At 73.5% G+C, this 22,784-nt stretch carries 18 protein-coding genes; 10 read left to right on the top strand and 8 right to left on the bottom strand.

Features of this window, described 5'->3' with window-relative positions; translation table 11 throughout:
• Positions 1 to 48 precede the first annotated feature (48 nt).
• Both ACWDRB_RS46805 and ACWDRB_RS46800 read left to right on the top strand, forming a co-directional pair.
• Positions 49 to 2,778: a DEAD/DEAH box helicase gene (locus tag ACWDRB_RS46805; RefSeq protein ID WP_449905367.1), complete on the top strand. Its 2,730-nt coding sequence runs from the start codon at positions 49 to 51 to the stop codon at positions 2,776 to 2,778.
• On the top strand, positions 2,775 to 3,890 hold the full coding sequence (locus ACWDRB_RS46800) for an SWIM zinc finger family protein (protein ID WP_449905365.1): 1,116 nt from the start codon (positions 2,775 to 2,777) through the stop codon (positions 3,888 to 3,890). The genes ACWDRB_RS46805 and ACWDRB_RS46800 overlap by 4 nt, the downstream gene beginning before the upstream one ends.
• Before the next feature lie 4 nt (positions 3,891 to 3,894).
• Here ACWDRB_RS46800 and ACWDRB_RS46795 read toward each other — a convergent pair whose 3' ends face one another.
• From ACWDRB_RS46795 to ACWDRB_RS46785, 3 genes are all read right to left on the bottom strand, one after another.
• Positions 3,895 to 4,734 carry an ABC transporter permease gene (locus ACWDRB_RS46795; protein ID WP_449905363.1) on the bottom strand — a complete coding sequence of 280 codons (840 nt, stop codon included), beginning with the start codon at positions 4,732 to 4,734 and terminating at the stop codon, positions 3,895 to 3,897.
• Complete coding sequence (locus tag ACWDRB_RS46790; RefSeq protein ID WP_355203715.1) at positions 4,731 to 5,678, bottom strand: ATP-binding cassette domain-containing protein; 948 nt, start codon at positions 5,676 to 5,678, stop codon at positions 4,731 to 4,733. The genes ACWDRB_RS46795 and ACWDRB_RS46790 overlap by 4 nt, the downstream gene beginning before the upstream one ends.
• A 72-nt stretch (positions 5,679 to 5,750) precedes the next feature.
• Positions 5,751 to 6,617, bottom strand: coding sequence for a LysR family transcriptional regulator (locus ACWDRB_RS46785; protein ID WP_449905361.1), 867 nt, complete (start codon positions 6,615 to 6,617; stop codon positions 5,751 to 5,753).
• Positions 6,618 to 6,687: 70 nt separating this feature from the next.
• Here ACWDRB_RS46785 and ACWDRB_RS46780 point away from each other — a divergent pair, with 70 nt between their 5' ends.
• Complete coding sequence (locus ACWDRB_RS46780) at positions 6,688 to 7,374, top strand: CTP synthase C-terminal region-related (seleno)protein (protein WP_449905359.1); 687 nt, start codon at positions 6,688 to 6,690, stop codon at positions 7,372 to 7,374.
• A 3-nt stretch (positions 7,375 to 7,377) separates the two neighbouring features.
• Here the strand turns inward: ACWDRB_RS46780 and ACWDRB_RS46775 are convergent, their stop codons facing one another.
• The 4 genes from ACWDRB_RS46775 to ACWDRB_RS46760 are packed head-to-tail and all read right to left on the bottom strand — an operon-like array spanning position 7,378 to position 13,850.
• Positions 7,378 to 7,830, bottom strand: coding sequence for an SRPBCC family protein (locus ACWDRB_RS46775; protein WP_449905357.1), 453 nt, complete (start codon positions 7,828 to 7,830; stop codon positions 7,378 to 7,380).
• Positions 7,824 to 10,907 (bottom strand): BTAD domain-containing putative transcriptional regulator, encoded by a 3,084-nt coding sequence (locus ACWDRB_RS46770; protein ID WP_449905355.1) that lies wholly within the window; start codon positions 10,905 to 10,907, stop codon positions 7,824 to 7,826. Before ACWDRB_RS46770 ends, ACWDRB_RS46775 begins: the two co-directional genes overlap by 7 nt.
• Positions 10,908 to 10,946: 39 nt before the next feature.
• Complete coding sequence (locus ACWDRB_RS46765; protein ID WP_449905353.1) at positions 10,947 to 12,278, bottom strand: serine hydrolase domain-containing protein; 1,332 nt, start codon at positions 12,276 to 12,278, stop codon at positions 10,947 to 10,949.
• A gap of 18 nt (positions 12,279 to 12,296) precedes the next feature.
• The gene (locus tag ACWDRB_RS46760) at positions 12,297 to 13,850 is read right to left on the bottom strand and encodes a hypothetical protein (protein ID WP_449905351.1); all 1,554 of its coding nucleotides are present in this window, start codon (positions 13,848 to 13,850) and stop codon (positions 12,297 to 12,299) included.
• A 290-nt stretch (positions 13,851 to 14,140) separates the two neighbouring features.
• On the opposite strand from ACWDRB_RS46760, the gene ACWDRB_RS46755 reads away from it, so the two are divergent.
• The 6 genes from ACWDRB_RS46755 (at position 14,141) to ACWDRB_RS46730 (ending at position 19,693) form a co-directional block, all read left to right on the top strand.
• Positions 14,141 to 14,830 carry a phosphoribosylaminoimidazolesuccinocarboxamide synthase gene (locus ACWDRB_RS46755; protein ID WP_449905349.1) on the top strand — a complete coding sequence of 230 codons (690 nt, stop codon included), beginning with the start codon at positions 14,141 to 14,143 and terminating at the stop codon, positions 14,828 to 14,830.
• Positions 14,827 to 15,528: an SDR family oxidoreductase gene (locus ACWDRB_RS46750; protein ID WP_449905347.1), complete on the top strand. Its 702-nt coding sequence runs from the start codon at positions 14,827 to 14,829 to the stop codon at positions 15,526 to 15,528. Before ACWDRB_RS46755 ends, ACWDRB_RS46750 begins: the two co-directional genes overlap by 4 nt.
• A 61-nt stretch (positions 15,529 to 15,589) precedes the next feature.
• On the top strand, positions 15,590 to 16,744 hold the full coding sequence (locus ACWDRB_RS46745; protein ID WP_350742616.1) for an NAD(P)-dependent oxidoreductase: 1,155 nt from the start codon (positions 15,590 to 15,592) through the stop codon (positions 16,742 to 16,744).
• Complete coding sequence (locus ACWDRB_RS46740) at positions 16,741 to 17,697, top strand: HD domain-containing protein (protein ID WP_449905345.1); 957 nt, start codon at positions 16,741 to 16,743, stop codon at positions 17,695 to 17,697. The genes ACWDRB_RS46745 and ACWDRB_RS46740 overlap by 4 nt, the downstream gene beginning before the upstream one ends.
• Positions 17,697 to 18,899: an MFS transporter gene (locus ACWDRB_RS46735; protein WP_449905343.1), complete on the top strand. Its 1,203-nt coding sequence runs from the start codon at positions 17,697 to 17,699 to the stop codon at positions 18,897 to 18,899. The genes ACWDRB_RS46740 and ACWDRB_RS46735 overlap by 1 nt, the downstream gene beginning before the upstream one ends.
• Entirely contained in the window at positions 18,896 to 19,693 is a 798-nt protein-coding gene (locus ACWDRB_RS46730) for an HAD family hydrolase (protein WP_449905341.1), read from the top strand. Before ACWDRB_RS46735 ends, ACWDRB_RS46730 begins: the two co-directional genes overlap by 4 nt.
• A 230-nt stretch (positions 19,694 to 19,923) precedes the next feature.
• Here the strand turns inward: ACWDRB_RS46730 and ACWDRB_RS46725 are convergent, their stop codons facing one another.
• Positions 19,924 to 20,811, bottom strand: coding sequence for a sigma-70 family RNA polymerase sigma factor (locus tag ACWDRB_RS46725; protein WP_449905339.1), 888 nt, complete (start codon positions 20,809 to 20,811; stop codon positions 19,924 to 19,926).
• Between the two features lie 179 nt (positions 20,812 to 20,990).
• Here ACWDRB_RS46725 and ACWDRB_RS46720 point away from each other — a divergent pair, with 179 nt between their 5' ends.
• On the top strand, positions 20,991 to 22,721 hold the full coding sequence (locus tag ACWDRB_RS46720; protein ID WP_449905337.1) for an L-aspartate oxidase: 1,731 nt from the start codon (positions 20,991 to 20,993) through the stop codon (positions 22,719 to 22,721).
• Positions 22,722 to 22,784: the final 63 nt, after the last annotated feature.

Below are 22,784 nucleotides of genomic sequence, written 5' to 3'. Positions count from 1 at the left end.
CGCGGGGTGCGGTAAACCACACCCCTACGTACCGTACACTGTACGGTCGTGAGCTTCCCGACGGATCTGGCCCAGCACGCGGCAGTGTTCCAACCCGGCGACCCACCCAGGTCCGGTCATGTCACCTTCCTCGACCCGGACGGGCCGTCCGCGGTGACGGTGGCCGACGAGCACGACGGCACGATGCGCACGCGCGAGGTCGCGGCCACCCACGTCCCGGTCGGGGAGGCGGTGGCGGGGCTGGCCAGGGCCCGCATGGACGCGCGGGCCCACCCGGCGACGCGCTTCTGGGGGGCGGCCGCGCTGGTGGCGCTCCAGCTGGTCACGCGGGGCCGCATCCTGCCGGGGGTGTCGGCGGGGGAGCACGACTCGTGGCGCGCGGGCCCGCTCGACGCCGCCGACATCCAGCGGGTACGCGAGCTGGCCGCCGCCATGCCCGCCGCGGCCCGCGCCATCCCTCTGCAGCCCGGGCAGCAGGCGGAGCCGTGGCTGCCGGAGGCGGAGCCACTCGTACGCGCGTTCCTCGACGCCGTCGCCGACGCCATGCCGCGCTCGCCCGGCGCCGTACGGGCCACCGGCGCCACCGCCTTCGCCGCCGCCAAGCCCGTCAAGGTTCCGCACCTGCGCCCCTGGGCCGAGGAGGTCGCGGCCGGCCTCGACTCGGGCGTACGGCTGTCGCTGCGCCTGGAGGCCGACGACCTGGCCGCCGCCGAGTTCCGCGCGATCGTCCAGCTGCACAGCCTGGCCGACCCCTCGCTCGTCGTCGACGCGGCCGACCTGTGGCAGGGTCGCGAGGCGGGTTTCGGCCCGCGCGCCAGGATCGAGGCCACGCTGGCCGTGCGCCGGGCCGCCCGTATCTGGCCGCGCCTGGAACGGCTGCTCGACAACGCCGTCCCCGACGAGCTCGCGCTCACCGACGGCGATGTCGAGCAGCTGCTCGCCGGCGCCGCCGAACGCCTGGCCGCCGCCGGCGTCGAGGTGCACTGGCCCAAGGCCCTGGTACGCGGCCTGAGCGCGCGAGCCGTCATCGGCGAGCGCGACACCAAGCCGTCCGACCTGCCGTCGTTCCTCGGCGGACAGCACCTGACCAGCTTCAACTGGCAGCTCGCGCTCGGCGGCGAGCGCCTGAGCGCGGCCGAGATGGACCGGCTCGCCGAGGCCCACCGCCCGGTGGTGCGGCTGCGCGACCAGTGGGTCCTCATCGACCCCGACCTGGCCCGCAAGGCCCGCCAGCGCGACCTCAAGCCCCTGACCGGCATCGAGGCGCTGGGCGCGGCCCTGACCGGCGCGGTCGAGGTCGAGGGCGAGCAGGTCGCCGTGGAGCCCACCGCCTGGCTGCGCGAGCTGCGCGAACGCCTGGCCGAACCCGCCGACGCCGGCCCTCCCGAAGGGCTGGCGGCGACGCTGCGCGACTACCAGCTGGCCGGGCTGCGCTGGCTGGCCCAGATGACCTCGCTCGGGCTGGGCGGCTGCCTGGCCGACGACATGGGCCTGGGCAAGACGATCACACTGATCGCCCTGCACCTGCACCGCTCGGGTGCCGACGCCGGGCCCACGCTCGTGGTCTGCCCGGCCTCGCTGCTGGGCAACTGGGAGCGGGAGATCGCCAAGTTCGCGCCGGGCGTGCCGGTGCGCCGCTTCCACGGGGCGCAGCGCACGCTGCCTGACGAGGGCTTCCTGCTGACCACGTACGGCACCATGCGCCTGGACGCGGCCCGCCTGGCCGCGCACCCGTGGGGCCTGGTGGTGGCCGACGAGGCCCAGCACGTCAAGAACCCCGCCTCCGGCACCGCCAAGGCGCTGCGCGAGATCCCGGCCACGGCGCGCGTCGCGCTGACCGGCACCCCCGTGGAGAACAACCTGTCGGAGCTGTGGGCCATCCTCGACTGGACCACGCCGGGGCTGCTGGGCCCGCTGGGCAGGTTCAGGGCGCGGTGGGCCAAACCGGTCGAGTCCGGCGACAGTGAGGCGGCCGAACGCCTGTCGCGGCTGGTGGGGCCGTTCCTGCTGCGGCGGCGTAAGAGCGATCCCGGCATCGCGCCGGAGCTGCCGCCCAAGACCGAGACCGACCGCCCGGTCGCGCTCACCACCGAGCAGGCCGGCCTGTACGAGGCCGTCGTCCGCGAGAGCATGGCCCAGATCGCCGACGCGAGCGGCATGGCCAGGCGCGGCCTGATCGTCAAGCTGCTGACGGGCCTCAAGCAGATCTGCAACCACCCCGCCCAGTACCTGCACGAGGCCGCGCCTCGCCTGGCCGGCCGCTCGGGCAAGCTGGAGCTGCTGGACGAGCTGGTCGACACCATCGTGGCCGAGGACGGCGCGGTGCTGGTGTTCACCCAGTACGTCACCATGGCCCGCCTGCTGGAACGCCACCTGACCGCCAGGGGCGTGGCCATCCAGCTGCTGCACGGCGGCACCCCGGTCGCCCGCCGCGAGGAGATGGTCGAGCGCTTCCAGGAGGGCCGGGTGCCGGTGTTCCTGCTGTCGCTCAAGGCCGCCGGCACCGGCCTCAACCTCACCCGCGCCGACCACGTCATCCACTACGACCGCTGGTGGAACCCCGCCGTCGAGGACCAGGCCACCGACCGTGCCTACCGCATCGGCCAGACCCGGCCCGTCCAGGTGCACCGGCTGATCGCCGAGGGCACGATCGAGGACCGCATCGCCGAGATGCTCGGCGCCAAACGCGCGCTGGCCGAGGCCGTGCTGTCCTCCGGGGAAGCCGCCCTGACCGAGCTGACCGACGCCGAACTCGCCGCCCTCGTGGAGCTCAGATGACCGCCGCCCGCGGCTTCGCCGCCTTCCCTCCGCAACGCGCCGGAGCCCGTTTCGCCACCTCCTGGTGGGGGCTGGCCTGGGTCAAGGCCATGGAGGACACCTCGCTGGATCACGGGCTGCTGCGCAAGGGCCGCGCGTACGCCAAGACCGGCCAGGTCGGCCCCATCACCGTCAGCCCCGGCCGCATCGCCGCCGTGACCGAGAGCGAGTACGACACCGTCGTACGCGTCGAGCAGCTCACCGAGGCCGCCTGGGAACGTTTCCTCGACCAGGTGGCCGCCAAGAGCGGGCACATCGCGGCCCTGCTCGACCGTGACATGCCGCACGACCTGGTGGAGGCCGCCGAGGACGCCGCCGTGCCGCTGCTGCCGGCCGTCGGCGACCTGGAGCCGGAGTGCTCCTGCCCGGACTGGGGACATCCGTGCAAGCACGCCGCCGCCCTGTGCTACCAGGCGTCGTGGCTGCTGGACGCGGACCCGTTCGTGCTGCTGCTGATGCGCGGGCGCGGCGAGCAGGAGCTGCTGGAGGCGCTGCAGGGGCGCGAGGCCCCGGAGAAGCCGGCCGCGGCCGCGGGGGCGCCGGCGGTGGAGGCGTTCGCGGCGGGCGTGGCCGCGCTGCCCGAGCCCCCGCCGTTCGAGGCCGCCTTCGCTCCGCCCGTGCTGGACCCGGCGCCGGGCGTGGACGTGACCGCCCTGGGGGTGCTCATCGCCTCGGCCGCCTGGCGGGCGCGCGAGGTGCTGCTGCACGGGCGGCTGCCGGAGCTTTCCGAATACCAGGACCGCGTCCGCCTGGCCGCCGAGCACGACCTTGACCTCGGGCTGGAGGCGCCTGTGCGGGCGTGGCGGTACGGCGGCGCGCACGGCCTGGAGGTGCTCGAGCACGCCTGGACACCGCCCCGCCAGGATCTGGCCAGGTCGCAGGCCCTGCTGGAGGCCGGTTGGGAGGGCGAGCAGCCGCCGCCGCTGGAGGCGTGGCGCAACCGCTGGACCCTCGGCCCCCTGCAACTGCGCTACGGCCGCGACGGCCGCTGGTACCCCTTCACCCGGGTCGAGGGGGAGTGGTGGCCCGCCGGCCCGCCGGAGCGTGACCCGGCGGCGCTGGTCAGCGGGTGAGCCGTCAGGCGCGGCGGCGGTAGGCGGCCACGGCCAGCGGGGCGAAGACGGCCAGGAACAGCGCGCCGGAGGCCAGCGTCCACCACACCGACGCCCCCGCCGGCCCGCCCAGCATCAGCGCCCTGGAGGCGTTCATGGCGTGGTTGACCGGGTTGATGTCCAGCCAGGCCTGCAGCCAGCCCGGCAGGGTGCTCTTCGGGGTGATCATGCTGGTGCCGAACGTCAGCGGGAACAGCACCATGAACGCCATCCCCTGCACCCCGCCGGGTTCGCGCATCAGCACCCCCAGCAGCACGAACGCCCAGCTCACGCAGAAGGCGAAGAACACCGTCAGCAGACAGGCCGCCAGCACCTCCAGCGGCCCGGTCTTCGCGCGGAACCCCAGCGCGAAGCCGAACCCGAGCAGCACCACCACCGCCACCAGATACCGGATCAGATCGCCGAGCATCGACCCGATGAGCGGGGCCGAGCGCCCGATCGGCAGGCTGCGGAACCGGTCGAACACCCCCTTCTTGATGTCGGTGTTGAGGCTGACGCCGGTGGCCATTCCGCCGAACAGCACCGTCTGCACCAGGATCGCGGGCAGTAGGAACTGCAGGTAGTCGTGGGTCGAGCCGGACACGGCGCCGCCCAGCAGGAACACGTAGATCAGCACGAAGATGATCGGCTGCAGGGTGACGTCCAGCAGTTGCTCGGGCGTGCGCAGCGTCTTGAGCACGCTGCGGCGGGCCAGGGCGAGGCTGTGACGGGCCAGCCCGAACGGCCGCCGCTCGGGGCGCGCCGGGGCCGCCGGGCGGGCCGGCTGAGAGGGGAGCGTCCCCTCTCGTACGGCGATGGGGTTCATGCCGCGGCCTCCTGTTCGGTGTGGTGGCCGGTGAGGGTGAAGAACACCTCGTCCAGGCTGGGCAGCCGGAGCGACAGCTCGTTGACGGCGACGCCGGCGGCGGCCAGCCTGGCGACGATCTCGGTGAAGGCGGCGTCGCCGTCCACCGGGACGGTGACGACGTCGCGGCCGGGCGATTCGGCGGGCCGGCCGGCCACGGCGGCGACGATGGCGGCGGCCTCGTCCAGCCGGGCGGGGTCGGCCGGGCGCACCAGCACGGTCTGGCCGCCGACGACGCGCTTGAGCTCGGCCGCGGTGCCGTGCGCGATCACCTTGCCGTGGTCGACGACCGAGATGGCGTCGGCCAGCGCGTCGGCCTCCTCCAGGTACTGGGTGGTGAGCAGGACGGTGACGCCGTCGGCGACCAGGCGGCGGACGATGGCCCACACGTCTTCGCGCTTGGCCGGGTCCAGGCCGGTGGTGGGCTCGTCGAGGAAGATCACGTCGGGCCGGCCGACGAGGCTGGCGGCCAGGTCCAGGCGGCGCCGCATGCCGCCGGAGTACGTGCTCGCGCGCCGGTCGGCGGCCTCGGCCAGGCCGAAGTCCGCCAGCAGCCGGGCGGCCGTGGCCTTGGCGTCCGCGATGCGCAGGTCCAGGAGGCGGCCGATGAGGACGAGGTTCTCGGTGCCGGTCAGGTCCTCGTCGACGGAGGCGTACTGGCCGGTCAGGCCGATGAGGCGGCGCACGCGGGAGGCGTGGCGGACGACGTCCAGGCCGCTGACGGTGGCGCGGCCGGCGTCGGGGCGCAGCAGCGTGGCCAGGATGCGGACGGCGGTGGTCTTGCCGGCGCCGTTGGGCCCGAGCACGCCCAGCACCGTGCCGGGCGGGGCCGAAAGGGTGATGCCGTCCAGGGCGGTGGTCGCGCCGAAGCGTTTGACCAGCCCTTCGGCTTCGAATGCGTTCATATGACGCATCGTGGGAGGCGCCGCTGTCAGCGCGCGCACAGATCGCTGTCAGCCGGACAGGACGGCTCGTTATCAGCCGGACAGGACGGCGGCCAGGTCGGCCGCCGGGCCCGGGGGCAGGGCGCCGTGCAGCAGCTCGACGCGGTGCACCAGCCGGGGCGCGGCCAGCGGCACCCCGCGCGCGGCACCGGACAGGGCGGAGGCGGGCAGCAGGGTCAGGCCGTGGTCGGCGGCGACCAGGTTGAGCACGGTGTGCACGTTGTCCCCGTGATAGTCCAGCCCCACCGGGAACCCGTCGCCCACCAGGTCGCGCAGCCGGGCCAGCGGGCACAGCGGGGTCTGCAGCCAGCGCGCGTCCACCAGGTCGGCCAGCGCCAGCACCGCCCGCCCGGCCAGGGGATGACCGGCGGGCAGGGCCACGACCAGCTCCTCCTCGCTCACCCCGACAGCCGTCATCGGCCCGGCGTCCAGCAGGCGCAGCGGGTCGGACGGGGCGGCCAGCCCGTCGGCCAGGCCCAGGTCGGCCCGCCCTTCGGCGACCATGGCGACGGCCTGGTCGCGCCCGCAGGTGTGCAGGCTCACCTCCAGGCGCGGGTTCCCGGCACGCGCCCGCGCCAGCCGGGCGGCCACGACGGGGTTGACGGCCAGCGGGGTGGCGGCCAGCCGCAGCCGGTGCCCAGGCCGGGCGGCGGCGCGCAGCACGTCGGCGCGGGCCGCCCGGTGACGCAGCAGCAGCGGCCCGGCGTGCTCCAGCAGCCGTCGGCCGGCCTCGGTGGGCTCGACCGGGCGGCGCAGCAGCAGCGGCAGGCCGAGGTCGGCCTCCAGCGCGGCGATCTGCTGGGAGACGGCCGACTGGGTGTAGCCGAGCTCGGCGGCGGCCGCGGAGAACGAGCCGTGCCGGGCGACGGTCACGAACGTGGTCAGCAAATGAGGGTCCATCAGTGTTGCTTATAGCAGGTCCAGAAATCATCGTTGGCGCTTAACCAGGGGTGGCCCTCAGGATGAGGGCATGAAAATCGCCCTTGTGGGGGATCGGTCCCCCAGTGTTCGTTCGCATGTCCGGATCCCGCTGGTCGTCGAGGCGCTGCGGGAGCGGGACGGCATCGCGCTCGACCCGTACTGGATCGCCACCACCGACGTGTCCGGCCTGGAGCGCTTCGACGGCATCTGGATCGTGCCGGGCAGCCCGTACCGGGACGAGGAGGGCGCCGTGGAGGCGGCGCGCGTCGCCCGGGAGCATCGGATCCCGCTCCTGGGAACCTGCGCGGGGTTCCAGCACATGCTGCTGGAGTACGCGCGGCACGTGTGCGGGCTGGACGTGGCGCACGCCGAGAACGAGCCGGACGCGCGGGAGTTCCTGCTGACGCCGCTGGCGTGTTCGCTGGCCGGGCACGAGGGGCGGGTGCGGATCTCGCCCGGGACGCTGATGGAGCAGATCATGGGCGAGTCCATCACGATGGAGTCCTACGTCTGCTCCTACGGGCTCAACGAGACCTACACCCGGACGCTGGCCGAGCACGGGCTGGTGTTCTCCGGGCACGCCGACGACGGGGCGGTGCGGGCGGCCGAGCTGCCCGGTCACCCGTTCTTCCTGGGCACGCTGTTCCAGCCGGAGCTGTCGGGGGACGGGCGGCGCGCGCACCCGGTGATCTCCGCCTTCGCCGCCGCGGTGGCCCGCCAGGCGGTTCACACCTGACCCTTACGGGTTCAGGCGCGGCGCCTGGGTTCCCGGGGCCAGCAGGGCGGGCAGATTGCGCAGCGAGTGGCGCAGGAGGGCGACGCCGACGGGGCGGGCGAGCGGCCACAGGGCCCGGCCCAGCGGCCCGAACGGCACCTGCAGCCGCTCGGCCCAGATCACGCGGCTGCCGCCGTCCTGGGGCCGGATCCGGATGGCGCCTTGGCCGCGTACGAACCGGCCGGTGTGGGTGACCAGCACCAGGAACGGGGGCTGCCAGGTCGTGATCGTCATGGTGTCCAGGAATCCGAACGGCCGCACTCCGGTGTAGGCCTCGACCGCGTGCTCGCCGACCTGGCGGGCGTCGGTCATGAACATCCACTCCCGGTGCCGCGGCCAGTCGGTGATCAGCGCGAACACCTGCTCCGGCGGCGCCGGGACGTGCACGGCGGCGCCTGCATAGACGTACCTCACCATGGACCTCCGGTGGCCAGCTCAACGGCACGGGCGCGGTCGAGGGCGCGGCCGCGGGCGAAGGCCGCGGCGAAAGCCTCCTCGCCGAGGTCGTCGCGCAGGCGCGCCGCCACGCGGGCCACGTCGGGGTTGGCGGCGTCGGGCGCGCCGCGCAGTTGTTCGGCGGCGCCCAGCGCGGTGGCGCCCGGCAGCAGGTCCCCGCGCGCCGCGCACAGCTCGGCCACGGCCACCGCGACCCGCGCCAGGACCGGCATGTCGGCCGCCGCCACGACCAGCTCGGCCGCCCGCTCCACGTGGCGGGCCGCCGCCTGGTGGTCGTGCGTGGCCACCGCCAGGTGGGCCTGTCCGACCAGCAGCAGCGCCCGGAACTGCGGCGCGATCGCCGTCCCGTCCTCCATCGCGTGGCCGGCCGCGGCGTAGTAGCGCTCGGCGGCCCGCAGGTCTCCCTCCTGGCGGGCCAGATGGCCCAGCTCGACCTGCGCGAACGCGACGTTGCGGGCGGGCGTCTCCCGGCCCTCCGGCGCGTCGATCAGCCCTCGCAGCACGGCCCTGGCCCGCTCGACGTCCCCTTGGCGCACCAGGATGGAGGCCTGCCAGACCCGCTGGTGGGCGACGTCGGCCTCGGGGTTGAGCTCGAGCAGCAGCCGTACGGCCTCGTCCATCGCCTCCAGCCCCTGGCCGAAGTCCCCGAACACGGCGTGCGTCTCGGCCAGCGACGTCAGCGCCATCGACAACCCCCACCGTTCGCCGGCCTGCCGCAGCTCGGCGCAGCCGGCCAGCAGGTCGGCCCGCGAGCCGGCCATGTCGCCGCCGTTCTCCTTCAGCGCGGCCCTGGTCACGTAGAGCATGCCGCGCGTCCACGGGTCGGGGTGCGCCAGCCGCTGCTCGATCACGGCGAAGCCGAGCTCGGCGTCGTCGGTGAACAGCGCCAGCGCCGGCTGCAGCATCGCCAGCACCGGATGCCCGGCCTCCTCCCCGTCCTGCAGGCTCGCGGCCCGGCGCAGCTCGCGCGCCGCCGAGGCGACCATGGTGTGGCCGCCGTCAAGGCTGGCGTTGATGATGTAGACGGCGCTGGCGATCAGCCGCTCCCGCGTGGGCGTCTCACCGGGTACGTCCAGCGCCCGCCCGATCCAGCCGGCCGACTCGGCGCGGGTGCCGCGGATGGTCCAGAAGATGCCCATGGCGGCGGCCAGGCGGATCGCGGTGGCGGCGTCGGCGCTGTCGACGGCGTGGTGCAGCGCGGCCAGGATGTTGTCGTGGTCGGCCAGCAGGCGGGCGATCCAGGCGAGCTGGTCGCTGCCGCGAAGCCGCGGCTCGGCGTGTTCGGCCAGGTCGCGGAAGTAGGCGGCGTGCCGGGCGCGGACGGCGGCGATGCGGCCGTCGTCGGCCAGGCGTTCGAGCCCGTACTCCCTGATGGTCTCGAGCATGCGGTAGCGGCCGTCGTCGGCGGGCTGGACGAGGGATTTGTCCACCAGCGCGGCAACGAGGTCGAGGCTGCCGCCGACATGTTCGGCCGCGGCCAGGTCGAACCCGCCGGCGAAGACCGCCAGCCGCTCGGCCAGCCGGCGCTCGGGGCCGTTCAGCAGGTCCCAGCTCCAGGCGACGACCGCGCGCAGCGTCTGGTGGCGGGGCAGCGCCGTACGGCTGCCGCCGGTCAGGAGCAGGAAGCGGTCGTCGAGCCGGGCGGCCAGCTGCCGGGGCGTCAGGGTGCGCAGCCGGGCGGCGGCCAGCTCGATCGCCAGCGGCAGCCCGTCGAGGCGGCGGCAGATCTCGGCGGCCACGGCGGGCTCGATGCTCAGGCCGGGATTGCCGGCGGCGGCGCGTTCGGCCAGCAGCCGCACGGCCGGTTCGGGCGGCAGGGGCGGCACGGGGCTGAGGGTTTCGCCGAGGATGCCCAGGGGTTCGCGGCTGGTGGTCAGGACGCGCAGTGCGGGGCAGCGGCCCAGCAGCTCCTCGGCCAGGTGGGCGGCGGCCTCGACGAGGTGCTCGCAGTTGTCGAGCACCAGCAGCACCTGCCCGGCCGACAGGGCTTCGACCAGGGCGGCGGTGGTGTCGACCGGGCGGATGGGGTGGCCGGTCACCCGGTGGTTGCCCAGGGTGGCCAGCACGGCCTGGGGCAGGTCGCCGGGGTCGGTGACGGGGGCCAGCTCGACGAGCCAGGCCGCGCCGCACTCGCCCAGGAGCTCGGCGGCGACGGTGGTGGCCAGCCGCGTCTTGCCCGCGCCGCCGGGGCCCACCAGGGTGACCAGCCGGCCGGCGCGCAGCTGCCGGCGGACGCGGGCCAGCTCGGCGTCGCGGCCGACGAAGCTGGTCAGCGGGGCGCGCAGGTTGGTCCGCGGCGGGCGGGGCGGCTCGGAGCGCAGCACGGCCAGGTGGATCTCGCGCAGCTCGGCGCCGGGGTCGGCGCCGAGCTGGTCGGCCAGGTGGCGGCGGCACTCCTCGTAGGCGGCCAGCGCCTCGGCCCGCCGGCCGTCGGCGTGCAGCGCTTGGACGCGCAGGGCATGCAGGCGCTCGCGCAGGGGGTGGCGGGCGGCCAGCTCGCCGAGCTCGCTCGCCAGAGCCGCCAGCCCTCCTGGCGGTTCTCGCGGTTCCGGCCGGGTGAGCAGGGCCAGTTCGGCCTCCGCGCGGTCCTCGACGGCCGTCAGGCGGGCCTCCTCCAGGCGCGTGGCGTACCCCAGCGCGAACGGGGCCGCCGCCACCTCGCCCAGCGCGGCCCCCCGCCACAGGCGCAGGGCCTGCTTCAGCAGCTCGGCCCTGACCGCCGGGTCACCGTGCTGCCTGGCCCTGGCGGTGAGCCGATCGAACTCGCCCGCGTCGGTGTCGGCCTCCAGCCGGTAGCCGCCCGGCACCGACACCAGCGCGCCGGCCTCCGGCAGCGCACGGCGCAGGCGGGAGACCAGCGACTGCAGGGCGTTGCCGGGCTCGGCGGGCGGCTCCTCGGGCCACAGGTCGGCGGCCAGCTCCTCGACGGTGACGGTGCGACCGGCCGCCAGCGCCAGGCGCACCAGCAGCCGGCGCAGCCGGGCGCCCCCGACCGCGGCGGACTCGACCTCCAGCGGCCCCAGGATCGCCACGCGCACACGACCATGCTGCCACCTCCGCGGCGGCGTGCCCGTCCCTCAGGCGTGCCAGTCGCCGGGCCCGCCCGGCACCGGCGCCTGCGGGTCGTACGGGGTGCGGGTGAAGATGAACGTGTTGAGGTCGAGGTGGTCGGCGGCCACCCGCAGCGTCTCCCCGGCGTAGTAGCCGTCCAGCCCCAGCCACGTCCCGTCGGCCTGCGGCACGAACCGCGAGGCCCGCCCGCCGCCCCCGACCGGCTCCAGCGACAGCGCGCGCTCGGGCAGCAACCGCAGCGTGTACGGCTTGGGCCCCCAATGCCAGAGCCCCGTCAGCGCCAGCAGCCCGGGATCGGCGGCGACCGGCTGCCACTCGTCCGGCAGGCGCGGCTCGTACTCCTCCAGGATGTCCAGCAGGTCGGTCAGCAGCGAGCCGTTCATCCCCGAGGTGGTGTTGGCCATGAACAGCACCCCCACCCCGTCGGCCGGGTCGGCCCACACCGTGGCCAGGAACCCCGGCATCGACCCGGAGTGCCCCGCCAGCCGCCGCCCGCCGGGGCGCGACAGCTGCAGGCCCAGCCCGAACCCGACGGTCCAGGAGTCCCCGTCGTCCACCCCGACCGGCTCGCGCATCTCGGCCAGCGTGTCGCCGCACAGCACCCCCGCGGTGTCGCCGCCCAGGAACGCGGCCCATCGCGCCAGGTCGTGCGGCGTGGACCACAGCTGCCCGGCCGGCCCCATCGCCTCGGCGTCGTGCTCCGGCTCGGCCAGCACCACGTCGGCGTACGGGTGCACGGCGTATCCCGTGGCGTGCGGGATGCGCGGCCGGGCGGTGGTGTCGTTCATGCCGAGCGGGTCGAGCACCTCCAACTGCAGCGCCTTGAGCCAGGTGGTGCCGCGCAGCCTGCCCACCAGCTCGCCCAGCAGGGCGAAGCCGACGTTGGAGTAGTGGAAGCGCCGCCCGGGCCGGTGCTTGAGCTCGTCGGGCCCGAGGCGCTCCAGCAGCTCGGCGACGGGGACGCCGGGGGTGCGCTCCCACCAGGCGGTGGGTGGCTCGGCGGTGAGGCCGGCGGTGTGCGACAGCAGCTGGGCGATGGTCAGGTGGCCCAGCGGGGTGCCCGGCAGGTGCGCCTCCAGCGGGTCGGACAGCCGCAGCGCGCCCTCGTCGCGCAGCCGCATGACCACGACGGCGACCATGCTCTTGGTGATCGACCCGATCCGGTACTGGGTGGCCTGGGTCGGCGGCGCGCCGTCCACCCGGCCGCGCCCGCCGAACCACGCCGGCCTCCCGTCCCGCACGATCGCCGCCGCCAGCGACGGCACTCTGCATTCGGCCTGTTCGACGGCCAGTCTGCGCAGCAGAGCGCGCGCCGTCGCCTGTCCCACCTGGCTCATGAGCGACAAGATTAGCCGCTAGATGAGCACCAGCTGCGGGCCTATCAGCTCACCTTGGTGCGGCTGCGGGTGGGCCTGGTCGTGGTAGTAGTGCCCGGCGTACCAGACCACGACGTTGGTGCCGTCCAGGCTCTCGCCGTTGAGGAAGCGGTTGAGCGCGGCCCGGTCGCGCGGGCCGGGGTTGCCGTCGTCGAGCTCGCGGGGGTGGTGGCGCAGGAACCACAGGTCGGACACGCCGTAGGCGTCGGCGGTGCCGTCGAACTCGCCGGGGTGGATCTGGTAGCCGCGGCCCGAGGACTTGTCGCGCACCTGCCAGTACAGGGCGGGGTGGCGGCGTTTGCGGGAGGTCTCGCGGATGATCGGCACGGGTTCGGGGATGATCGAGCCGGTGTCGTCGATCTGCTCGACCACGTCGTTGCCCGAGCCCTCGATGTCGAAATCGAGCCGCCAGTAGGCGTGGTGGCGGTGCACCATGCACGTCATCGGGTTGGCGGTGGCGGCGAACCCGAAGCGGGGGCTGATGTCGCCGTTGTCGGCCAGGCGCCAGTCGCTGGCGTAGCGGTACCAGCCGGCGGCCAGCTCGCTGACGATCCGCAGCTGCTCGCCGTCGTAGTGGAAGGCCACGCCCTGGAAGTTGCCGGCGTCGGTCGAGGGGCGTTCCAGGATGGTACGGGGCGGGCTGTCGCACAGCCGCCACCCCCAGCCGACCGGATCCGTGCCGACCGCGTTGAAGCGGGTCTCGAAGCTCGCGTCGTCGCGGAAGGTCGTGCCCTCCTCGTACTCGACGTTCAGGACGGGCACGTGGGCCTGCCGGAGCACGAGCCGGCCGCGGTAGCGCACGTCGCGCAGCTCGACGCCGCCGCCGACGCCGGGGTTCTGCGGGGCCGAGGCGCGCGGGCGCACCACCAGCAGGTTCCACAGCTCGGTGGAGCCGCGGTGCACGCGTACCCGTACCTGGTCGGGGCCGCCGCGGTCGGTCAGCGCGTCGACGCCCTCGGGAACGGTGTGCTCGCAGTCGTGGTGCATGCGCACGTTGATCCCGGACGGCGTCCAGTCGACGGCGCGGTTGACCAGGTCGACGGCGACGACGCGGTGGCGCAGCCCGGTGGGCTCGCCGGGGGTGTAGACGCCGAGGGTGGGGCGGCGCACGGTGGTGCCGTCGGGGTTCTCCAGGTCGGCCAGCGGCGGCATGGGCCGGTAGACGACCACGTCCTCGCCGGCCGGGAAGCCCGGGTCGGCGCGCAGGATCTCGGCGGCAGCCGCCAGCTCCGCGCGGCTGGGCTGCGGCCGGTAGGCGCTGGGGCGCAGCTCGGCGCGTTCGGGCCGGTCGAGGGTGCCGCGCAGCTCGACGGCGCGGTTGCCGACCGGGTCGAACACGGTGGCCTGGAACGGGGCGTTCTCCCCGGGGTCGTGGCCGAGGCCGGGCGCGAAGGCCACGGTGAGCCGCTCGGCGTCGGCGACCTCGAGCGCGGCCAGCGCGTCCGGGTGCTCGGCGACCGCCTGGCGCAGCTGCTGCGCGGTCAGGCCCGCGCGGGGAACCGCTTCGATCGTGACGCGTACATCGTCGCTCATGGGCTGTCTCCTCGGCACGGCTGGTCGGCAAGGGCCGCTGGTGCGTTATCGGGCCGAGACGCCGCGACGTTAGCCCGCCGCGGCGATCCTGAGACTCATGCGGCCCTACCATTTAAAGAGGATATCGACGCGTATTTCGCTTATCCGTTGAGGCGAAGGCGGGCGAGAATACAAATAGCCTGATCTGTGAATATCTCCGGAAAGGGCTGAAGATTTCCCGGCTGAATTATGCTTGACATCGCCAGTCAGAAGAATGACCATGCTGTTCTGTGACCCCTCCAAAGAATGGCATGACCGGGCCGCCTGCCGTCGAAGGTCGCAGCAAACGGATCTGGCGGCGCGACGACGGCACCTGCATGGTCGAACTGATCCCCAGCCTGCGCAGCTACACCTTCGACCGCGACGAGCTCGTGCCGGCGACCGCGCGCCTGCGCCTCGACTTCTACGAGCGTGCGGCCCGCGCGCTGCACGCCTCCGGCATCCGCACGGTGTTCAGGGAGCGGCTCGGCGAGACCACCTATCTCGCCGACTACGTGCCGGCTCCACCCTTCGAGGTCATCGTCAAAAACCGGTCCGTCGGATCGACCGTCCGCAAGTATCCCGGCCTCTTCCCCGAAGGCCATGTCTTCCATCCGCCGGTGGTGAAGTTCGACTTCCGGATCGATCCCGAGGATCAGCCCATCGGCGAAGACTATCTGTGGGCCTACGGAGTGGATGTCGAGGAGTTCCGCCGCATTGCCCGAGAATGCAATGACTGCCTCCGCAAGTGGCTGGAGCCGCTCGAACTCTGGGATTTCTGCCTGATCATCGGCCCGAGGTCCGAAGGCGATCTCACCATCAACTCCGAAATATCGCCCGACTGCATGCGGCTGCGCGACCGCCAGGGCAACTCTCTGGACAAGGACCTGTTCCGGCAGGGGGCCGGCCACGAGCACATCGTCTCCGTCTGGTCCGAGCTGGTCGGCAGGCTCCCGGCATGACCGAGGCGCACCGCCCGGTCGCCATCGTGACCGGGGCGAACCGGGGCACCGGTCTGGCCATCGCCGCGGAGCTCCACGCGGGCGGCTGGGACGTATGGGGGCTCAACCGCACCTCGGCGGGGCGGTCCTGGCTTCCCGAAGCCCGGTGCGACCTGGAGTCGGCCGATGCGGTGACAGCCGCCGTCGAGACGGTCGCGCGCCGGCGGGAGCGGATCGACGCGCTCGTCGTCAACGCGGTGGCGCGGTCACTGGGCAGGATCGGCACGCTCAGCCTGCCCGACTGGCGGGCCGCGTTCGACGTCAACATCGTCTCCGTGCTGCCGCTGCTCCAGGCGGCCCTGCCGTACCTGCGCCCGCGCAAGGGCAGCATCGTCCTGATGGGCAGCCACGCCGGGAGCCGCTACTTCGAGGGCGGCGGGGCCTACTGCGCCAGTAAGGCGGCCCTGAAGGCGCTGGCCGAGGTGCTCCTGCTGGAAGAGCGACCGAACGGGGTCCGCACCACGCTGATCAATCCCGGCGCGATCGCCAACGAGATCGGTGACGACTCACCGTTCAAGCTGTCGACGTCCTCTGTCGCCCAAGCCGTGCGGTGGGTTGTCGAAGCACCCGCCGACACCGCGATCGGCGAGATCGAACTGCGCCCGGCGCAGCTGCCCGCCATGGCCGTGACCGGCCTGAACCGGCTCCAGGCGGTCTGAAGCCGCCCGCCCGGCGTCGAGCCGCGCCGCAATCTCTCCATCTCTCCGAGGGGGACCTCCCATGACATCGATTCTCGAGCGCCAACCCCTGCCCTCACGCGCCGGGCACGCGTCGCGTGCCTGCGACCTGCCCGTCCTGCGCAGCGCCCAGGCCGACTGGCCGATGCCGCCCGCCCGCACGATCCTGATCGCGCACCTGCTCGACACCGCGGTGCCGTACGTGCGGTCGCTGAGCCGATCCACCGAGCTCGCCCAGATCGTGCCGGTGCCCTACAGCGCCCAGCCGGAGGCGCTGTCGCTGCTGGGAGACCTTCCGGTGAGCATGCCGGCCTCGATCGAGGAGGTCGGGCCCATGGCGGTCGCCGCCGCCCAGCGGGCCGCGCGGCAGGGCGGGCCGCCCGTGATGATCCAGGAGGTCGGCGGATACTGCGCCGGGGCGGTGCGGGACCTGGCCGGGGTGCCGGGCTTTCGCGGCATCGTGGAGGACACCAAGCAAGGACAGTGGCAGTACGAGCGCGCCGCGCCGCTTCCCCTGCCGGTGTTCACCATCGCCGACAGCCCGCTGAAGGCCCTCGAGGACGTCCAGGTCGGGCGGTCCGTGGCCTACAGCGTCGAACGCCTCCTGCGGCTGCGCTTCTACCGGCTCCTCAGCGAACGCCGCGTCCTCGTGCTCGGCTACGGCGGGATAGGAACGGCTCTGGCCGAGCACCTGCGACGCACCGGAGTCCAGGTCGCCGTCTACGATCCCGACGACATCCGGATGTCCGCCGCCCTGGTGCACGGATTCCGCGTGGGCCCGCGCCAGGACCTGCTCTCCTGGGCCGAGGTGATCATCGGCGTCTCCGGCCACCGCGCCCTCACCACGGCCGACGTGCCGCACCTGCGCGACGGCGTCGTGCTGGCCAGCGGAAGCTCCAAGCAGGTCGAGTTCGACGTCAAGGGCCTGCGGCGCGCGGCGTCGACGTCGGCCGAGGTCGACGAGGTGCTCGAACTGCGGGTGGCCGACCGCACCGTCTATCTGCTCAACGACGGCAAGCCCGTGAACTTCATGGAGCACAGCATCCTCGGGTCGGTCCTTGACCTGGTCTACACCGAGCTGTATTTGTGCACGCGTGAGCTGGCTCGGCAGACCTGGGCGCCGGGGCTGCACCGCCTCGACCCGCGGCTGCAGCAGGAGCTGGCGCAGCGCTGGCGTGAGGAGTACGGACAGCGGTGAATGCGATTCTCGAGAAGGTGCGGGCCCGCGTGGTCGTCGACTTCGCGACCGCCGATTCGGCCCACGACATCGGCCACGTCGACCGGGTCGCCGCCCTGGCGGGGGAGATCGCGGTCCGGACGGGCGCCGACCCGTGCATCGCGCAGGTGGCGGCGTACGTCCATGACTATCACCGGGTGGAGGAGGCCCGGCAGAACAGGCGGCCCATCCGGCCCGAGGATGCCTGCGCGGCCGTGCTGGACGTGCTGGAGGGGTGCGGAGTGCCGCAGGACTGGCATCCGCCGATCCTGCGCGCGGTCGAGCTGACGGGCCGCTACCGCTTCGCCGACGAGGAGCTCGACGACGGGTGCGCGATCGCCGCGGCGGTGCACGACGCCGACAACCTCGACGCGATGGGGGCCATCGGCATCGGCCGGGCCTTCGCCTACGGCGGGTTGCTCGGCGAGCCGCTGTGGGACCCGGCGACCGCTCTCAAGGAGATCTACAAGGAGGGTGAGACCTCGTCGGTGCTGGCCCATCTCTACGAGAAGCTGATCCGGCTGGAGCAGGACATGCTCACCGAGCCCGCGCGCCGGATGGCGGCCGACCGGGCGCTGCTGCTGCACCGGTTCGCCGCCGGGTTCCGATCCGAGTGGGACAGGGGGCAGGCCGCCGGCTCGCGGGTCCGGTGGGATTCGCGCACCCGCTTCCTGTCGGTGGAGGAGCCCCGTGGTGACGCCGAGGAGCCGGTCGTCCGGGTCGGCTTCCGCGGGCCGGTCTCGCTGACCTTCGACGAGCAGGGGCAGCCGACGGCGGTCCACCTGGTGGACGCGCCGGACCTGCTGGCCACCGACGGGCGGATCGTCCTGTCCCAGGGCCGGCCGCACCACCGCATCGAGGGGATCGGGGACATCGAGCTGCAACTGCGCAAGAACCGACCGGTGGCGCTCCATCTGCACCTGCGGGGCGAGTGATGGGCTATTTCAGCCTGCTCCAGGCCCCGTACGTGACCCGGCTGCTGCTGGGGACCCTGATCGGGAGGCTGCCCAGCGCGATGGCGGCGCTGGCGATCCCGCTGGTCCTGCGGCAGGCGGGCGCGAGCTACGACTTCGTCGGCCTGGCCGCCGGAGCCTTCGCCATCGCCGCCGCCGGCGGCGGTCCGGTGCTCGGCCGGCTGGTGGATCGGGTCGGCCAGGTCCGGGTCCTGGTGCCGGCCGCCGTCGCGGCCGGCGCGGGCCTGATCGCGATCGCGATGGCCCCCTCCGAGCCGGTGGCCGTGGTCGCGGGCGCCCTCCTGGCGGGGGCGGCGACCCCGCCGCTGGAGCCCTGCCTCCGGGTGCTGTGGCCTGATCTTGTTCCGCCCGCCCGGCTGGAGTCGGCCTACGCCATGGACTCGGCCTCCCAGGAGCTGGTCTTCGTCGGCGGTCCTCTGGTCGTGGCCGGTTGCGTGGCGGCCGGGTCCGCGACGGGTGCCCTGTGGGTGGGGGCGCTGCTGGGCCTGCTGGGCGTGTTCGTGGTCGCCACCGCGTCGCCCACCCGCGACTGGAAGGCGCCGGTCCGCTCGCCCGACTGGCTCGGTCCGCTGCGCAGCCGCGGTCTGACCGTGCTGCTGGTGAGCCTGACCGGGGTCGGCGCCGCCATCGGCGGCCTCAACGTCCTGGTGGTCTTCTACACCGAGCACCGCTACGTGGTGGGCGGGGCGGCCACTCTGCTGGCGTTGAACGCCTTCGGCGCCCTGGTCGGGGGTCTCGGCTACGGCGCCGTGCGCTGGTCGTCCTCGCCGCCGCGGCGGACGCTGCTGCTGACCGTCGGGCTGGCCGCCGCGTACGCGTTGCTGTGCCTGGTGCCGTCCCCGCCGTACATGGCCGGCCTCATGATCCTCACCGGGCTCTTCCTCGCGCCCGTGCTGACGGCCGCGTTCGTCCTGGTCGGGAAGCTCGCGCCGGCCGGTACGGTCACCGAGGCCTTCGCCTGGCTGGTCACGCTGATGACGACGGGGATCGCCCTGGGATCGACCGCGGCGGGCCTCGTCCTGGAACACGCCACGGAGCCATGGGCCGCGTCCGTCGGGGCGCTGGGCGTGGCCGTGGGCGTCGTCGTGCTGGCGGCCGGGCAGCGGTGCCTCGCGGTCGGGAGCGCCGACACCGCCGACGACCCCGCGGGCGCCGCCGTATGACGCGGATCCAGCTGGTCTGCACGGATCTGGACGGGGTGCTGCTCACCAGTGCCGGTGGCCTCAGCCACGACACCAGGAAGGCGCTGGCCGACGCCCGCGCCGCCGGCCTCCAGGTCATGGTCGCCACCGGGCGGCCCACCCGGGACGCTCTGGACTGGGCCCTGGAGGCCGGACTCCAGGGCCTGCTCGCCTGCAGCAACGGCGCGGTGATCTGGGACACCCGCACCCAGCGGGTGCTGTTCGACCACTGCTTCACCACCGACCAGCTCAGGCAGGTCTTCGCCTGGGCCGAACGGTCGGTGCGAGGCGGTGTCCTGGGCCTCGACACCGAGCACGAGCTGGTGCTGCAACCCGGTTTCGCCGACCTGGTGCCCGGCTGCTGGCCCCACACCGTCTCGGCCGACCTCATCGGCCGCGCCACTCGCGGCAACCGCGCGGTCAAGGTGCTCCTGGCCCACCCCGAGCTGTCGGCGCCCCGCCTCGCCGACGCGTTCGCCGGCGAGGCGGTCACCGGGCTGCGGGCCACCTTCTCGACCGCGCACTTCCTGGAGATCTCGCCGGAGCACGCGAACAAGGGCGAGGCCCTGCGCTGGGCGGCCGCGCACCGGCGCATCCCCCTCACGGCCACGGCCGCCGTCGGGGACATGCCCAACGACCTTCCCATGCTCCGCGAGGCCGGCCTGCCCGCGGCCGTCGCCAACGCGCACCCCGAGGTCAAGGCGGCCGCCCGTATCCTGCTGCCCAGCAACGACGACGACGGCGTGGCCTCGCTGATCCACGCCATCCTGCGCTGACCGCTTCTGGAGACGCCGATGCCGCAGCTGGAATGGGTGCCAGAGCGTGCTCGAGTCGTTCATGCGTATCACCAACCGGGCCACGAACGGGCTCCGGGTCACCGTCATCGGCTACGGAGCCTGCGGACGCGGCGTCGCCGGCAACTTCGGCCGGGCGCGCGCCCGCGTTTCCGTGCTCGACTCCGGGCCTCGCCCGCTGGGCAACTCGGTGGAATCGATGGATCTCGGGTTCACCCTCCAGGCCCGCTGCCTGGAGGCCATCGCGCCCGGGCTCGTGCCGGCCGGGCAGTGCGTCGTCCCTGTGCCCCCTGAGATCGACGCCAAGGTGGCGCACGCCTACGTAGCCCTCGCCAACGGGGCCCTCGCCAACGGGGCCCTCGCCAACGGGGCCCTCGCCAACGGGGCGAGATGACGTGTTTCAGGGGTGCGGAAGTTCGGCTGTTCGTGCTCGCCCAGGCCACGCCGAGTCCGCTCCAGAGCCGGGAGGCCCGTACGGCGCCGTCGGAGTAGCTGATCACGTCCGCGGCGAAGAGCTCTTCGAGTGCGGTCATGTCGCCGGAGCGGGCGGCGGCGACGAAGGCGGTGAGGAGGCGGCGTTGTTCGGCTTGGGTGACGGGGGTGCGGCGGGCGATGAGGACGCGTTTGCGGGCTCTGCTGACGAGTTGGCGTACGGCGGGTTCGTTGAGTTCGAGGATGTCGGCGATCTGCCGGTAGGGGTAGTCGAACGCCTCGCGTAGCACGTAGGCGGCGCGTTCGGTGGGGGAGAGGCGTTCCAGGAGGAGCAGGACGGCGAACTCCAGGGCTTCGGCGCGTTCGGCGCCGAGGTAGGGGTCGGCGGCGGTGTCGACGGGTTCGGGCAGCCAGGGGCCGAGGTAGGTTTCGCGGCGGACGCGGGCGGACTGGGTGGCGTTGATCGCCAGCCGGGTGGTCGTGGTGGCCAGGAACGCGGCGGGGTCGTCGACGGTGGCGCGGTCGTAGGCCTGCCAGCGCAGCCAGACGTCCTGGACGAGGTCTTCGGCTTCGGTGACGCTGGACAGCATCCGGTACGCGATCCCGAACAGGCGTGGTCGCACACCGGCGAACACCGCCGCCGCCTGCTCCAGATCGGCCACCGCCATCGCCCCCTGCTCCGGCGTCCCCCTCGCCGGAAGTGCGATTCCTCGACTGCTACCCCCCGGACAGCGGGGACAGGCCGGTGGCCAGGTACAGGCCAGGAAGATTCTTCCTGTCACAAATCGCGGCACTACCCGGTCTTGCTCCCGTAACGGCTTTCCATAGACGCTGTCAAAGGAGCACCATGCACTCGCCAGAGCACCGGATCGCCACGTCCGTCCTGGTCATCGGCACGGGAGGAGCCGGGCTGCGGGCGGCCATCGAGCTCGCCGAGCGCGGGGTCGGCGTCCTCGCGGTGGGCAAACGGCCGAAGACCGACGCGCACACCTCCCTCGCGGCAGGCGGCATCAACGCGGCGCTGGCCACGATGGACCCCGAGGACAGCTGGCAGCAGCACGCGGCCGACACCCTCAAGGAGAGCTATCTCCTCGCCCATCCGCAGACGGTGCAGATCGTCACCGAGGGGGCGGCGCAGGGTATCGAGGACCTCGAACGCTGGGGCATGCCGTTCGCGCGCGAACAGGACGGGCGCATCTCGCAGCGCTTCTTCGGCGCCCACACCTACCGGCGCACCGCCTACGCCGGCGACTACACCGGGCTGGAGATCCAGCGCACCCTGATCAACCGCGCGGCGCAGCTCGATGTCCCCATCCTCGACACCGTGTACATCACGCGCATTCTCGTCCGCGACAACGCGGTCTTCGGCGCGTACGGGTTCGATCTGACCGATGGCAGCCGTTACGTCATCCATGCCGACGCGGTGATCCTGGCCGCCGGGGGCCACACCCGGATCTGGCGGCGTACCTCCTCGCGCAGGGACGAGAACACCGGCGACTCCTTCCGCCTCGCCGTCCTGGCCGGCTGCCGCATCCGCGACGCCGAGCTGGTGCAGTTCCACCCCTCCGGTCTCATCGCGCCCGAGAACGCGGCCGGCACCCTCGTCTCCGAAGCCGCCCGGGGCGAGGGCGGAATCCTGCGCAACCAGCTCGGCGAGCGGTTCATGTCCAGGTACGACCCGGAGCGGATGGAGCTGTCCACGCGCGACCGCATCGCCCTGGCCGCGTACACGGAGATCAAAGAAGGCCGCGGGACCCCGGACGGCGGCGTCTGGCTGGATGTGTCGCATCTGCCACGCAAGACGATCATGACGCGGTTGCCGCGCGTCTACCAGACGCTCCTGGAACTGCAGATGCTCGACATCACCAAGGACCCGATCGAGATCGCGCCGACCGCGCACTACTCGATGGGCGGCGTCTGGGTGCGGCCCGAGGACCACGGCACCGGGGTAGACGGCCTGTACGCGATCGGGGAGGCGGCCAGCGGCCTGCACGGCGCCAACCGCCTGGGCGGCAACTCGCTCATCGAGCTCCTCGTCTTCGGCCGCATCGTCGGTCAGACGGCGGCCGAGTACTCCGCGGGCCTCGACGCCCAGCGCCGCTCGGCCGAGGCGCTCGACGCGGCACAGGCCGAGGTGGACGACCTCCTGGCCGCTGACGGCCCCGAGAACGTACGCGCGCTGCAGCGGGCCCTGCGCGACATCATGACGGAGCACGCCGGCGTGGTGCGCGACGAGGGCGGCCTGCGCAAGGGCCTGGCCGAACTGGCCGCGGCGGAGGCGCGCATCGCCGACGTCGGCGTGCATCCGGACCTGGCCGGCTTCCAGGACCTGGCCCACGCCTTCGACCTGAAGTCCGCGGCGCTGGCCGCCCGCGCGACGATCGAGACCGCCCTCGAACGTCGCGAGACCCGCGGCTGCCACAACCGCTCCGACTACCCCGAGCTCGACCCCGCGCTGCAGGTCAACCTGGTGTGGTCCGGTCCCGGATCGGTGGCCAGGGAGGCCATCCCGCCCGTTCCCGCCGAGATCGCGGCGCTCATGCGCGAGGTCTCAACCGCCGGAAAACTCGTCGAATAGCACCGTGCGGCCTTGACGAGGTCTTCATCCAGAAAAAAGGAAAAGATTTCACGGCTGCTGTCA

It is taken from the genome of Nonomuraea sp. NPDC003707 (genome assembly GCF_053587055.1).
The sequence above is the reverse complement of the archived record's forward strand: the minus strand, read 5'-3'. Positions and strand labels throughout refer to the sequence as shown.

What these genes read in the sequence shown, in the direction of transcription:
- ACWDRB_RS46800 (WP_449905365.1), top strand. Translation starts at nt 2,775, where the DNA reads ATGACCGCCGCCCGCGGCTTCGCCGCCTTCCCTCCGCAACGCGCCGGA.
- ACWDRB_RS46775 (WP_449905357.1), bottom strand. Translation starts at nt 7,830, where the DNA reads ATGGTGAGGTACGTCTATGCAGGCGCCGCCGTGCACGTCCCGGCGCCG.
- ACWDRB_RS46750 (WP_449905347.1), top strand. Translation starts at nt 14,827, where the DNA reads ATGACCGAGGCGCACCGCCCGGTCGCCATCGTGACCGGGGCGAACCGG.
- ACWDRB_RS46765 (WP_449905353.1), bottom strand. Translation starts at nt 12,278, where the DNA reads ATGAGCCAGGTGGGACAGGCGACGGCGCGCGCTCTGCTGCGCAGACTG.
- ACWDRB_RS46795 (WP_449905363.1), bottom strand. Translation starts at nt 4,734, where the DNA reads ATGAACCCCATCGCCGTACGAGAGGGGACGCTCCCCTCTCAGCCGGCC.
- ACWDRB_RS46720 (WP_449905337.1), top strand. Translation starts at nt 20,991, where the DNA reads ATGCACTCGCCAGAGCACCGGATCGCCACGTCCGTCCTGGTCATCGGC.
- ACWDRB_RS46745 (WP_350742616.1), top strand. Translation starts at nt 15,590, where the DNA reads ATGACATCGATTCTCGAGCGCCAACCCCTGCCCTCACGCGCCGGGCAC.
- ACWDRB_RS46785 (WP_449905361.1), bottom strand. Translation starts at nt 6,617, where the DNA reads ATGGACCCTCATTTGCTGACCACGTTCGTGACCGTCGCCCGGCACGGC.
- ACWDRB_RS46755 (WP_449905349.1), top strand. Translation starts at nt 14,141, where the DNA reads ATGACCGGGCCGCCTGCCGTCGAAGGTCGCAGCAAACGGATCTGGCGG.
- ACWDRB_RS46730 (WP_449905341.1), top strand. Translation starts at nt 18,896, where the DNA reads ATGACGCGGATCCAGCTGGTCTGCACGGATCTGGACGGGGTGCTGCTC.
- ACWDRB_RS46790 (WP_355203715.1), bottom strand. Translation starts at nt 5,678, where the DNA reads ATGAACGCATTCGAAGCCGAAGGGCTGGTCAAACGCTTCGGCGCGACC.
- ACWDRB_RS46760 (WP_449905351.1), bottom strand. Translation starts at nt 13,850, where the DNA reads ATGAGCGACGATGTACGCGTCACGATCGAAGCGGTTCCCCGCGCGGGC.
- ACWDRB_RS46735 (WP_449905343.1), top strand. Translation starts at nt 17,697, where the DNA reads ATGGGCTATTTCAGCCTGCTCCAGGCCCCGTACGTGACCCGGCTGCTG.
- ACWDRB_RS46780 (WP_449905359.1), top strand. Translation starts at nt 6,688, where the DNA reads ATGAAAATCGCCCTTGTGGGGGATCGGTCCCCCAGTGTTCGTTCGCAT.
- ACWDRB_RS46725 (WP_449905339.1), bottom strand. Translation starts at nt 20,811, where the DNA reads ATGGCGGTGGCCGATCTGGAGCAGGCGGCGGCGGTGTTCGCCGGTGTG.